Source organism: Aquimarina sp. (assembly GCF_977115655.1).
The window spans coordinates 120,962-134,476 of record NZ_CDSBKO010000007.1 but is presented as its reverse complement, the minus strand read 5'-3'; the positions used below and the strand labels follow the sequence as shown (position 1 = coordinate 134,476).

The window sequence follows — 13,515 nt, the reverse complement described above, 5'->3', positions numbered from 1 at the left end:
TCGAGGGTTGCAACCCTCGATATTTTTTTGTTACACACTTCGTGGCTTAGTGCCTATTTTTAATTAAGAAATGGTATAAACTTTCGGATGTTAGTAATCGAAAACAAGTAAATTTTCAAACAAAAGCCTTGTCATCTTGAGCTTGTCGAAAGAGCGATACAATTTTTCTTCGTTTCACTATAAAAAACCACTCAATTTAACGGCTTTTTTTAGTCCATTCCTTAAATCAATCTTAGGTTAGATAATAAGAGCGGCATAAAAGCACAAGGTGTCATAAAGGTAAAGAAATATCCTTTATCACTTTACTTAAAATAATCCAATAACACACCTTTTTTAGAAGAGGATACTGCCAGTTCTTTGCCAGAAGAAAGTACTATGCTTCCTCCTTTTCCTTTTCTGTACCTAACAATCTTACTTACATTTACCAAATAACTTTTATGAGTTCTTACAAAACCTTGCGGGCTCAAAGAATCCTCAAAATACTTAAGGGTTTTGCTTACCAGTTTTTGCCCTTTATTTAAGTAAATTTTTGTGTAGTTATCATCGGCCTCACAATACAAAATATCTGAAATTTCCAGTACTTCAAACCCATCTTGTTGCGGGATGGTAATCTTGCCTTCAACAGTGGTTATTTTAGGAACCAGAACGGCATCTAAAAGTTTCTGTTCTTTTTTCTTTATATGGGTTACATGATCCACTGCTTTGATAAGATTATCTATAGCTATTGGTTTTAACAAATAATAGGTAGCTTGCGCATTTAATGCATCTACTGCATAATGATCATAGGCAGTAACAAATACAATTTCAAAAGTACGATCAGGCACCTGCTCTAATAAATCAAAAGCATTGCCATAAGGCATCTCTACATCCAAAAACAACATATCCGGGGTATTTGTTTTTAAAAGCTCTAATGTTTCTTGCACACTAGCTGCTTCTCCCAAAATAGTAACTGTCGTACAGTATTTACCTAGATAATTTCTAAGGATAACCCTGCTATTTACTTCATCATCTACTATAATTGCGGTTAAATTCATTTACTTGTCTTTCTTAAGTATTAATTTTACTTTGGTTCCTTCATTTTCTTCTAAATCTGAAATAAACACATCTACCTTATCTTTATACATGGTATTAAGGATCGCAATTCTTTTGTTAATATTGCCCATCCCTCTGGATTTTTGCAATTTCTGATTTAATGTTTTTAATTCTTTAGATTTTTTTCGCCCTATACCGTTATCTGTTATGGTGATTTCTATACTATCGTTTGTTATTTTTTGAAACCGTATAGACAACATCCCTTTTTCGGTTTTATAACGCAATCCGTGCCATACTGCATTTTCTACATACGGTTGTAGTAACATAGGCGGTATCACATATTCATTAATAGAAATTTCTGGATCAACCTCAACATTATATTCAAATTTATCCTGAAACCTAAAATGCTCTAATTGTACATATAGCCGTAACAGCTCAATTTCTTTTTCTAGCGGAATAAAATCTTCTTCGCTATTCTCTAAAACGGCTCGCATTAATAATGAAAAATCTGTTAAATATCGATTTGCAGTTCTTTCATCACTTGTAGCAATAAATGTGTTTACCGAATTTAAAGCATTAAAAATAAAATGCGGGTTCATTTGTGATCGTAAAGATTTTAGTGCTAATAGATTATTAGCATATCGTTGTTGTTTCATATTACGATACATCAAGTATGCTGCAAGAAACAACAAGATGGTTAATCCTATCAAAAAATAAATAATGATTTGCTGTCTCAGGCTTTGTTGATTTATCAGTTCCTGCGATGCAAATGCCAGCTCATATTTTGTTTCGTTTAGTTCCCTGTCCTTTTCGAGCGTTGCTATACGATTTGCTTTTTGTGCCAATTCTCGGCTAAAACGGGCTGCTTGCGATATTTCCTGATCTTTTTGGATATATAGTTTATCGATAATAACTTCATATTCTTCAAAAGCCTCTGCTGCTTTTTTTAATTCTCCTTTTTCTCTATAAACTTCTCCTAGTTTTCTGGTAGCATCTTTTTGAACTATAAGGTCATTTTTGGATTCTGCTTCTTTGATGCTTTCTTGCAAATACGGAATAGCTTCATCATAGGCTTCTTGCGCTGCAAATGCATTTGCTATTTTATAATTTTGTACCTGAGTTGTTAAAGTGTTATCTTGTTCTGCAGCAGGAGTATTGGTTATTTCTTCAATATTTTCAATATCTTCGATCGCTTTTTTTCGTAATTGTATTTCTTTATCATAGCTATTGCTTTTATTATAGAAATCTGCTGCAACAGTTCTTTGTCGTGCCGATGTTTTTTTATCTTTTTGTTGCGCTAACTGTACCGAATTGTCTAAATATCCTTCTGCTACAGTAATCTTACCTTGTTGTCTTAATACTTCGGCTAGTTTAGAATTTAACAAGATTACAGCATCATCCAGATTGTTTTTTTGACTTATCGATAATGCTTTATTATAGTTCTCTATAGCCTTGGCATAGTTACGCAATCCTTTATAACTATCTCCTAAACCTTCATATATTGCAATTTCCTGATTACTGTTTATTCTTGATTTTTGTAATTGATTAAAGGTTTGTAATGCCGATTGGTAATTATTACTTTCTAATTGTGCTTTACCTAACTTGACTTTTACATCGGTATTATATTTATTTTTAAGGCTGGTTACATAATTACTTTCTGCAAGATCCGGTTGTTGCCAATGCCTGTATATATCTGCCAGTGTTGCAAACAGTTCTGCTTTTTTACTATCAGACAAGGGATCATCATCCCGTATGGTTTCCAAAGCATTGGTAATATACTCTATACTTTTGGAAGCATCTTTTTTTAAGGTTGTTTTTGCTGCCTTCAGGTTTTCCTGATATACAGATTCTTGCTTTTGTTTAGTAATCAAATTAGATCGCGATGTATCAGGGTTGTCTTTTACTTCTATATCTATTCTTTGACCATCTTTAATAGTATAACGTACAGTAGTAAAGCTATCGTGAGTAATTACGAGCTCATCCCCTACTTGTGCTTCGATCTTAAAATTTCCAAAAACATCTGTAGTAACTATTCCTTTTCCGGGTATAGCTACCTCTACATCCTTAATTGGTTTACGGGTGCTTTTTTCTTTTACAGACCCTTTGATACTCATAGACTCTGATCGCCTCATTCCGGCATTTTCTTGTCCTAATACCAACATTGGTATAAGCAAAACAAATACTATCCACAAACTAATCTTCTTCATTGTACAGAATTAAAACAAGGTAAACTTAATCCATTTACCTCAGATAATAAAATCCTTATTTCCAGATTACGTGGTTTTATACCCATTTCACCACTCATAAAAGACATCTTACTAATCAAAACCCCAAATACACTCATTTTCTATACCTGCTCCCTCATTATAGATTTTTAATCCAATATGTTTGATATAGTTTTATCCCGAATTTAAAAAAAGAAAACCATGAAGACATTTTTTATATGGAGTACATTTTGCCTGCTTGTAACTATTTCTTGCAATGCAAATACAAAACCAGATTCTAAGATTGCTTTCAAAACAGAAAAAAGCCACTTAATTCATACTACCAAAACCGATCCGGATACCCGCAATATCCAGGTCGCTCTATTATTAGATACCAGTAATAGTATGGATGGGCTAATTGACCAGGCAAAAGCACAACTTTGGGAAATTGTAAATGAGCTATCCTATGCCAAATGCGGGCATAATAAAATAAAGCTGGAGATTGCATTATATGAATATGGCAATGATAACCTGCCCTCTCAAGAAGGATTTATACGACAAGTACTACCATTCTCTAATGATTTAGATGAAATATCAAAGGAGCTTTTTGCTCTTACCACAAATGGGGGGAACGAATATTGTGGTAAAGTAATCAATACCTCTATCAATCAATTAGGTTGGAAAAAAAATAATGACCACTTAAAATTAATTTTTATTGCAGGTAATGAGCCTTTTGATCAAGGACCATTAAACTATAAAGATGCTGCTACAGATGCTGCAGAAAAAGGCATTACCATTAACACTATATTTTGCGGTAACTACCGCCAGGGTATTGAATCTATGTGGAAAGATGGCGCAGACATTACTAAAGGAGAGTATAGTGCTATCGACCATAACCGCGAAACAATACACATTGCAACCCCGTATGATGATGTTATTCTTGAACTTAACCGTAAATTAAATAGCACTTATATCTATTATGGAAATCAAGGTGCTCAAAAAAGAAAATTACAAGTAGAACAGGATGCAAATGCACAATCGTATAGTTCTGCTAATGCTGTAAGTCGCACGGTGAGTAAAAGTTCTGGATTTTATAAAAACAAAAGCTGGGATCTTATTGATGCCGCTGAAGATGCGTCTTTTGAAATAGAAGAAGTAGCAAAAGACGAATTACCCAAAGATCTTAAAGGAAAATCTAAAGCTGAGCTTAAAGAGTATATTGCAGAAAAAAGTACTGCTCGTAAAGAAATTCAGGAAAAAATTAAAGAGTTAAATAAAAAACGAGTGCAATATATTGAAGATCATAGCAAGAAAGAAGACGGCAGTCTCGAAACCGCGCTACTTAACGCCATCAAAAAACAAGGAAAACAAAAATCATTTACCTGGGAAAATTAGATATTATCTTCAATAAAGTTTAAATTTATCACAATAAAATCATAAAAAATATGAAAAATATTGTTAATACAATTGTTTTAACCCTTGTATCATTATCCTTACAAGCACAACAAACCGAAAAAACAACAAAATCAACGGTTGATTATGTTTCTTTTCTTAAAATGTCTGAGGAGGTTTTAGAGTACAGAGAAAAACGATTAATCCCTTTAGACTTGTTCTTAGAATACCTGAAAGATGAAAATACGATCTTATTAGATACCCGCTCTGAAACTGCATATCACAAAAAGCACCTTAAAGGAGCTACCCATATAAATTTTTCTGACTTTACCGAAGGCAAACTAGCAGAGCAAATAGCTTCAAAAAAAACACGGGTTTTAATTTATTGCAATAATAATATAGAAGGAGACCCTGTTAATTTTGCTTCTAAAATGGCACCTCTGGCATTAAACATCCCTACATTCATTAATCTGTATGGATATGGATATAAAAATGTATACGAATTATCCTCTTTAATCCCTATTATGGATAGCAGATTAAAATTTGAAGGTACTTTTACAGAATAAATCTGCATAAAGATAAAGGTACTACCATTTTAACTTTGAAATCGTGCGTATAGAAATTGAATTTATTAGCGCTATTTCAAAGTTAAAATAGTAGTACTAGCTCTTGTCAGGCTAACACCACTGCTTTATGCACAAAAAATACAACTTTACTCGCAAATAACCCGTCTCCTCCTACAAAACACCCTTCTCGGTACGTAAAAAAGACAGCTTCACTTACAAACAACCTTCCTCTTCCTACAAAACACCCTACTCCGTGCACAAAAAAGACATCTTTACTTACAAATAACCCATCTCTTCCTACAAAACACCCTGCTCCGTGGGCAAAAAAGACAACTTTACTTACAAACAACCCATCTCCTCCTACAAAACACCCTGCTCCGTGCGCTAACAACCCCTCTCGGTGGGCTGTACAAATTGTTAAAAAATTTGAACTAATACCTTAACTCTGGATCAAGCTCACAAGATATATTTCTAAAGTATAAACTTAAACACTGCTTCTATAATAAAATATAGATTAATGAGTTAACTCATTAATCTATTAACTTTTAAAAACCTTTAAACCATGTTTAAAAAAAACACAAACTCTGTAAATTTTAATATGATTAATTGTTCGTGGCGACAGTTAATTTGTATTACCTTATTTCTATTTGCAACTCTATCTGTTTTTCCTCACGGCACAGTAACATCCCCGCCAAGTCGTGTTTGGAACTGTTTTCAGGAAGACCCAGAAAGTCCGGACTCTGCTGCTTGTGTTGCAGCAGTAGCTTCGCATGGTACGCAACCATTATATGATTGGAGTGAAATTAACCAAGCAAATGCTAATGGCAATCATAGAGCAGTTGTAAAAGATGGAAATCTGGCTAGTGGTGGCAGACCTGAAAAATATGGCGGTATGGATCAAGTTAGATCCGATTGGGTTTCTACTCTGGTTTCTCCCGGAGCATTTACGGTTACCTGGACAAATCATGCTCCTCATGCAACTGCTTATTATGAAGTATATATAACCAAAGCAAGCTGGACTCCCGATCAGCCATTAACGTGGGATAGTCTTGAACTTTTGGTGCGAACAGACCCAAGTGGAGCAGAAAGGGTTGTGGATATTCCGGTAACATTGCCAGCAAGGACAGGTAAACACGTTATTTACAGTGTTTGGCAACGATCAGACAGTACAGAAGCTTTTTATTCGACCAGTGATATTCATTATGGGGGAACTACTGATACACAAGCACCTTCTGCTCCTGCCAATTTAGGCGCATCTAATGCTACACAAACTACAATCGATCTTTCCTGGGATGCTGCTACCGATAATGTTGGCGTAACAGGATATAACATATATCAGGGAGATACAGTTATTACTACAGTAACCGGTACTACTTATCAAGTAACCGGTCTAACAGCAAACACTTCGTATTCTTTTAGAGTAAAAGCTAAAGATGCTGCCGGTAATACCTCTGATTTTAGTAATATCGCAACTGCAACAACACTGGATACGGGAGGTGATCCGGATACACAAGCACCTTCTGTTCCTGCCAATTTAAGCGCATCCAATGCTACACAAACTACAATCGATCTTTCCTGGGGTGCTGCTACCGATAATGTTGGCGTAGCAGGATACGATATATACCAGGGAGATACGGTTATTGCTACGGTAACCAGCACTACTTATCAAGTAACCGGTCTAACAGTAAACACCTCGTATTCTTTTAGGGTAAAAGCTAAAGATGCCGCAGGTAACGTCTCTGGTTATAGTAACACCGCAACTGCAAAAACGCTTTCGGACACCGGAGGTGGAAACTGTGCAGGTATACCACAATATGTAGCAGGAACGTCTTATAGTAAAGGAGAGGAAGCACAAAATGCAGGAGGAAAATACACCTGTGATATCCCGGGATGGTGTTCTTCTACAGCTGCCTGGGCTTATGCTCCCGGTACTGGTACATATTGGCAACAAGCCTGGACAAAAACAGGAGATTGTAATGGAGGAGGTTCTTCTGATACACAAGCACCCTCTGCTCCTGCTAATTTAGGGGCATCTAATGCTACACAAACTACAATCGATCTTTCCTGGGGTGCTGCTACCGATAATGTTGGCGTAACAGGATACGATATATACCAGGGAGATACGGTTATTACTACAGTAACCGGTACTACTTATCAAGCAACCGGTCTAACAGTAAACACCTCCTATTCTTTTAGAGTAAAAGCTAAAGATGCTGCGGGTAACGCCTCTGATTTTAGTAATACCGCAACTGCAACAACGCTTTCGGGTAGCGGGGGCGGAAACTGTGCAGGTATACCACAATATGTAGCAGGAACCTCTTATAGTAAAGGACAAGAAACACAAAATGCAGGAGGAAAATACACCTGTGATATCCCGGGATGGTGTTCTTCTACAGCAGCCTGGGCTTATGCTCCGGGTACTGGTACATATTGGCAGCAAGCCTGGACAAAAACAGGAGATTGTAATTCAAATGGATTATACACCCTGTTTCCTACAGCAACACAAGATATTGTAAACCTTGCCATAAAGGCAGAGAACACTTCATTAATAAAAGTAAATCTATATGATTTTACAGGAAAATTAATGAATTCCCGAACATATCAAGGAACTCAAAAATCTATAGCACAAGATTTGTCTAACCTTAAAAAAGGATTATATATACTTAGAATATATATTGATGATAAGGTGTATACAGAGAGAATTCTTAAAAAATAGTCATCAAAATTATATTTGGGTAGTTCCTTTTCAATAACTACCCAAATAATATAATATCATTAAGGGTAGTATCGCACTATCTGCATACATTAAAAATATCGAGGGTTTCGACCCTCGATATTCTTTTATTTAATTTTTAAATTTTACACAGTAATACCAATTATACTTTGAATTTACCGTAAAAGGCAATAATGATTTTTTTCTTTTTATGAATTAGAAAATTAAAGCACAGCCTTAGTTACGGTTTCATTTTATGAAACAGAAAGAAAAAAAGGGTGTTTTATTGCGGTAAATTCAAAGTATAATTGGTATAATAAAGAGACAAGAATTTTTAAACCATTCTCCAGAGATAGATACGCCTCTTTTCATCTTATGATTGTTCATATTATGCCAAGCGATATTAATAAAGCAGCTATATTTTGAAAACATATAACCTTAATCAGCATAGCCTAGCAGCTACTATCTAAACATACTTTTTTTATGCATTAAACGATCCAAAAAACCAATACATCAAAAAAAATCGCCTGAAAATTACTTTTTAGACGACCTGATCCTTATTATATTTTGAATATGTCTAGCTGACTAATTATTTGAGTTTACTGCGGGGCAATTACAATCCCATCTTTCTTTACGTTTACCAAAATCATACCCCAAAGTAAGTTGATGAAACCCACCGTTGCTTAATACTACAGAATTAGATTGATAGCTATAGGTATACCCAACCAACCATTTTTTATAATTCACTCCCAAAAAAGGAGTTATATATTGTAATTGCTGACTTTCTACAGTAACTCCGTCTTTAGAAAACTCTGCACCATCCAAACTACGTCTGTATGATATTCCTCCCCAAAGGGTTCCAAAATCAAAACCTCTGTATACTTTTAAATTTGCATCGATACTACTCTCCTGAGTCTCCTCGGTAACCTGATATAGTGCAGATGGCTCCAAACTCCATGCTGTATCACCAATTCCAAACAAATACCCTAACGAAAAGATATATTTACGAAGATTATTAGATTCTTTTGTTGGAGTATCATTATTAAAAATATCCCGGGTAGTGGGTAAAATATTTTTAACTGTAATGTGTGCATACCACTCTAAATAATTATAAGACAAACCTGCATCTACATTGTAGTAAAAATCTTTTTGTACCCTATCCAAAATCATAGGATCAGGATCTGTAGGATCATCCAGACCTCTTAAATCTACATTAGATTGTATAAAACCAGCACTCATACCAAAAGACAGCATATTCAAATCTGTTCTGTCTCTGGAGAACAATAGGTGATATGCATAGGTTAAATACATTCCTGTTTGAGAAAATCTACCGTTCTCGTCTTTATAAACAATACCTCCTAAACCTGATTTTTCACCAGATCTAAAATTAATATTTAGGGTTTGTAAATTAGGCGCATTATTTACATCAAACCACTGCTTTCTGGCAGTAAGTCTTATTTTATTTGCATTAGATGCACCAGCCATTGCCGGGTGTACTAAATATAAATTATCTGAAAGATAATCTGAGTACACAGGGATTCCTTCTTGTGAGAAAACAAAAGGGGATACCAATACTAAAAATACTACATAAAATGTTTTTAAGCTCATTTGGGTTCTATTGTTTATGGGGCTAAATAGAATTTGCGAATCTAACAAAATTATTAAAAACAGTATATAATGCAAGATTTCGCTACTCTCCTAAAATAAATCATTGTCTATCAATAGTTCCAAAGATATAAATTTTTGTCAGAATACCAGATTTACGAATCCTGCAAGATTAGTTAAAAAATAGTACCATTGCATTTATAATGCTAATATGGCATCGCTTTTTAGTAAATTTGCCAAAAATTAGTACATGGAAAAGAATTTTGAAATAAAAATAGAAGCCACCTCTAACCCTGGTATTGTTAAGTTTGAAGCTAATTTCTTTTTAACACAACACACCAGTTACGAATTTGAGAATATAGATCAGGCCAAAAACTCTCCTTTGGCACAACAATTATTTTACTTACCATTTGTAAAAAAAGTATATATCTCACAAAATTTTGTAGCTATCGATAAATATGACATTGTAGAGTGGGGAGATGTACAAGAAGAGGTTGCAGAACAGATAAAAGAGTATCTTAATAGTGGTAAAACTGTTATTAATGAAACAGAATCTACAACAAAAAAAGTACCTGTCACTATATATGCAGAAAGCACCCCTAATCCTGCCGTTCTTAAATTTGTTGCCAATAAAAAGCTGGTTACCGCAGGACATGAGTTTAAAAATATAGATGATGCCAAACAAGCACCTATAGTACAAGAGCTTTTTCACTTTCCTTTTGTTAAAGAAGTATACATTGATGAAAATTATATTTCTATCAGCAAGTACGATATAGCAGACTGGAATGACATTACTTTAGAAATAAGAGAGTTTTTGCGTAGTTATTTAGAACAAGGCAAAGAGATTTTATCTGCCAATGCTACTGTATCAAAAGAAACCGTAGAAAAACAAGCAGATATTAATTTCGAAAAACTGGATGATGTTTCTAAAGACATTATTAATATTATCGATGAATATATAAAGCCTGCTGTAGCCAGCGATGGCGGAAATATACTTTTTGACTCTTATGACCCAAATAGTAAAGTAGTAAAAGTGGTTTTACAAGGTGCATGTAGTGGTTGTCCTTCATCTACTTTTACATTAAAAAATGGTATCGAAAATATGCTGAAAGAAATGCTGAAAGATAAAGTAGAATCTGTAGAAGCTATAAATGGTTAATCTAAAAAATTTAATACCATTTGTACCATTATCCCGGGCTTGCTCCGGGATTTATTTTTTTTAAGGATATGTGTAACAGGAGTACAAATGTGTACGAATAGTTAAATATCTATACCTCATATTGTAAAAAATAAAAAGAAGAAACCCAAAAAATACATTTTTTAATACATTTCATACTTTGGATACTAAATAATATGTAAAACCAGTATATATTAGCAGCTTATTAAAGAATACTTTAAAAAATAAATGTTTGAGATTGAGCTGAAAAAACATTTTAAAGTAAATTACAAAGATAATGCACGACAAAAAAAAACATAATCATGTCCAGCATTTTATAAATAACACTTTGGATAACTTAGAGTTATTTAAGGGATCTTTTACGTCTCATAAGTTCAAACCACATTTTCATGAGAGTTATACTATAATTTTTATGGATTATGGAGTTGGGGACTACTCTAATGACTCTTCAAACTTTATTTTATCTACAGGTTCTATACTTATTTTTAACCCTTATGAAGTACATACAGGGAAACCAGTAAATAATTCTCCTTGGAATTTTCTTACCATGTATATCCCTGTAGAAATTATGAAAAAAGCTATGGATAGTCTTAACCTGCCCATAGAACTACCTGTTTTTAAAGAAAACATAATAAACAATAAAAATTTATTCAAAAAAGGAAAAGCTGTATTTCCTGATTTAATATATAAACAGCACAACCCAAAATCAGAGTCTTTACTTCTGGATTTTCTTAGAGAACTCATCCTACGATACGCATATACCGAGATACACAACGAGCCTGTCTCAGAAAAATTTATGGCTGCAAAACAGATCAAAGAGTACATACACACTCATTATCTGGAAGAGGTATCTACACATGATCTTTCTAATCTAACCGGTATTTCAGAATATGGATTAATAAAGTCTTTTAAACAGCATTATCAATTACCACCTCATCAATATTTAGTAAATCTACGAATAGAAAAAGCCAAAAAGTTATTGGCAGAAAGGTTATCTGCTACAGAAGTTGCTTATCAATCTGGTTTCTTTGATCAAAGTCATTTTACCCGGCACTTTAAAAAAATAATAGGCATTACCCCCAAACAATTTGCAAATAAGATTATGATTTGATCCTTTATTTTAATGCTTATCATTTATACTTTGGTATACCGATACCTCTCTAAAAAAACCACATTACATTTTCCTGATTTCTGATCAAAAGATTCTTTAAAAGAGTTCGAAGGGCTTCAATTAAATAATGCATGAACGTATCAGACCTAAACGACAAACTATCTGCTCAAAGCACCTCGGGATCAATTAGAACCTTCACTATATGGGATACCTCCTTATTGGGAGGGACTTCTATTTCAAAGTTAAAATGGTATTAGTATAAAACGGGACAAACATACCTTTGCAATTTTGTACTATTTTTTCAATTTTATTCTTCCCAATTTGCAGCTATTATTTTTTGGTTTGGTGTATTCAAATCCTAAAAAAACAATTTTTAATAAAATAGTAGTCAAATCCTATACATCTTATTTGGATGTATTATCAAAAAACAACCTATGATACAAGATATTCAGGATATAGAAATAAAAAATCTTATCGCAGAAGAAACAGAACGTCAGGAAAATGGTATTGAACTTATTGCATCAGAAAATTTTACTTCGAAACAAGTAATGGCTGCCATGGGTTCTTCTCTTACTAATAAATATGCAGAAGGTCTTCCTGGCAAAAGATATTATGGTGGCTGTGAAGTGGTAGACAAAGTAGAAACCCTTGCCATAAACAGAGCTGCAAAATTATTTGGAGCAGAATGGGTAAATGTACAACCACACTCTGGTGCACAGGCAAATGCAGCAGTAATGCTTGCTTGTCTTAATGCCGGAGATAAAATATTAGGTTTTGACTTATCACATGGGGGGCATCTTACCCATGGATCCCCTGTAAATTTTTCAGGAAAACTATACCGACCAAGTTTTTATGGTGTAGAAAAAGAAACTGGTTTAATCAATTGGGATACTGTTGCAGAAATTGCAGAAACAGAGAGACCAAAACTTATTGTTTGTGGAGCCTCTGCATATAGCCGTGATTGGGATTATAAAAGATTAAGAGCTATAGCAGATCAGGTTGGCGCTTTATTATTAGCAGATATCTCTCACCCTGCAGGATTAATTTCAAAAGGTTTATTAAACGACCCATTACCACATTGTCATATTGTAACCACTACTACCCATAAAACATTAAGAGGTCCCAGAGGTGGAATGATTATGATGGGCAAAGATTTTGAGAATCCCTGGGGGGATACCACCAAAAAAGGAGATCTAAAAATGATGTCCAACATATTGGATATGGGGGTTTTTCCGGGAACGCAAGGAGGACCGCTAGAACATGTTATTGCAGCAAAAGCTGTTGCTTTTGGAGAAGCATTGACAGATGATTATAAAACTTATGTAGAACAAGTTGCAAAAAATGCTAAGGCTATGTGTACCGCCTTAATCGAAAGAGGATATGAGATCATCTCTAACGGAACCGATAACCACATGGCACTTATTGACCTAAGATCCAAAAACCTTACTGGTAAACTAGCAGAAAACACACTAATAAAAGCAGATATAACTATTAATAAAAACATGGTTCCTTTTGATGACAAATCTCCTTTTGTAACCTCAGGAATGCGATTAGGAACCTCTGCTATTACTACCAGAGGAATGAAAGAAGAAGATATGTATACCATGGTAGATTTTATAGACGAGGTATTATCAAATCACGATAATGACTCTAAAATTATATCTGTTAAAAAAGAAGTAAACAACTGGATGGTAAATTTTCCATTATACAAATAA

The 13,515-nt window shown here is 34.2% G+C and carries 10 protein-coding genes; 6 read left to right on the top strand and 4 right to left on the bottom strand.

Annotated elements, in window-relative coordinates; all coding sequences use genetic code 11:
- Positions 1–302 precede the first annotated feature (302 nt).
- Both ACZIYX_RS04680 and ACZIYX_RS04675 read right to left on the bottom strand, forming a co-directional pair.
- Positions 303–1,034: a LytR/AlgR family response regulator transcription factor gene (locus ACZIYX_RS04680; RefSeq protein ID WP_462681037.1), complete on the bottom strand. Its 732-nt coding sequence runs from the start codon at positions 1,032–1,034 to the stop codon at positions 303–305.
- Positions 1,035–3,239 carry a tetratricopeptide repeat-containing sensor histidine kinase gene (locus tag ACZIYX_RS04675; protein WP_462681036.1) on the bottom strand — a complete coding sequence of 735 codons (2,205 nt, stop codon included), beginning with the start codon at positions 3,237–3,239 and terminating at the stop codon, positions 1,035–1,037.
- A 219-nt stretch (positions 3,240–3,458) separates the two neighbouring features.
- Between ACZIYX_RS04675 and ACZIYX_RS04670 the strand changes: the two genes are divergently transcribed.
- Together ACZIYX_RS04670 and ACZIYX_RS04665 are read left to right on the top strand one after the other, a co-directional pair.
- Entirely contained in the window at positions 3,459–4,631 is a 1,173-nt protein-coding gene (locus ACZIYX_RS04670; RefSeq protein ID WP_462681035.1) for a vWA domain-containing protein, read from the top strand.
- 50 nt (positions 4,632–4,681) lie between these two features.
- Positions 4,682–5,194 (top strand): rhodanese-like domain-containing protein, encoded by a 513-nt coding sequence (locus ACZIYX_RS04665; RefSeq protein ID WP_462681034.1) that lies wholly within the window; start codon positions 4,682–4,684, stop codon positions 5,192–5,194.
- Positions 5,195–5,300: 106 nt separating this feature from the next.
- Here ACZIYX_RS04665 and ACZIYX_RS04660 read toward each other — a convergent pair whose 3' ends face one another.
- Complete coding sequence (locus ACZIYX_RS04660) at positions 5,301–5,585, bottom strand: hypothetical protein (RefSeq protein WP_462681033.1); 285 nt, start codon at positions 5,583–5,585, stop codon at positions 5,301–5,303.
- 171 nt (positions 5,586–5,756) lie between these two features.
- Between ACZIYX_RS04660 and ACZIYX_RS04655 the strand changes: the two genes are divergently transcribed.
- Complete coding sequence (locus tag ACZIYX_RS04655; RefSeq protein ID WP_462681032.1) at positions 5,757–7,910, top strand: lytic polysaccharide monooxygenase; 2,154 nt, start codon at positions 5,757–5,759, stop codon at positions 7,908–7,910.
- A 582-nt stretch (positions 7,911–8,492) separates the two neighbouring features.
- Here ACZIYX_RS04655 and ACZIYX_RS04650 read toward each other — a convergent pair.
- Positions 8,493–9,515, bottom strand: coding sequence for a PorP/SprF family type IX secretion system membrane protein (locus ACZIYX_RS04650; protein WP_462681031.1), 1,023 nt, complete (start codon positions 9,513–9,515; stop codon positions 8,493–8,495).
- Positions 9,516–9,762: 247 nt separating this feature from the next.
- On the opposite strand from ACZIYX_RS04650, the gene ACZIYX_RS04645 reads away from it, so the two are divergent.
- The 3 genes from ACZIYX_RS04645 to ACZIYX_RS04635 all read left to right on the top strand — a co-directional run bounded on the left by ACZIYX_RS04645 (position 9,763) and on the right by ACZIYX_RS04635 (position 13,515).
- Entirely contained in the window at positions 9,763–10,671 is a 909-nt protein-coding gene (locus tag ACZIYX_RS04645) for a NifU family protein (RefSeq protein WP_462681030.1), read from the top strand.
- 295 nt (positions 10,672–10,966) lie between these two features.
- Positions 10,967–11,800: an AraC family transcriptional regulator gene (locus ACZIYX_RS04640; protein WP_462681029.1), complete on the top strand. Its 834-nt coding sequence runs from the start codon at positions 10,967–10,969 to the stop codon at positions 11,798–11,800.
- 434 nt (positions 11,801–12,234) lie between these two features.
- Positions 12,235–13,515, top strand: coding sequence for a serine hydroxymethyltransferase (locus ACZIYX_RS04635; RefSeq protein ID WP_462681028.1), 1,281 nt, complete (start codon positions 12,235–12,237; stop codon positions 13,513–13,515).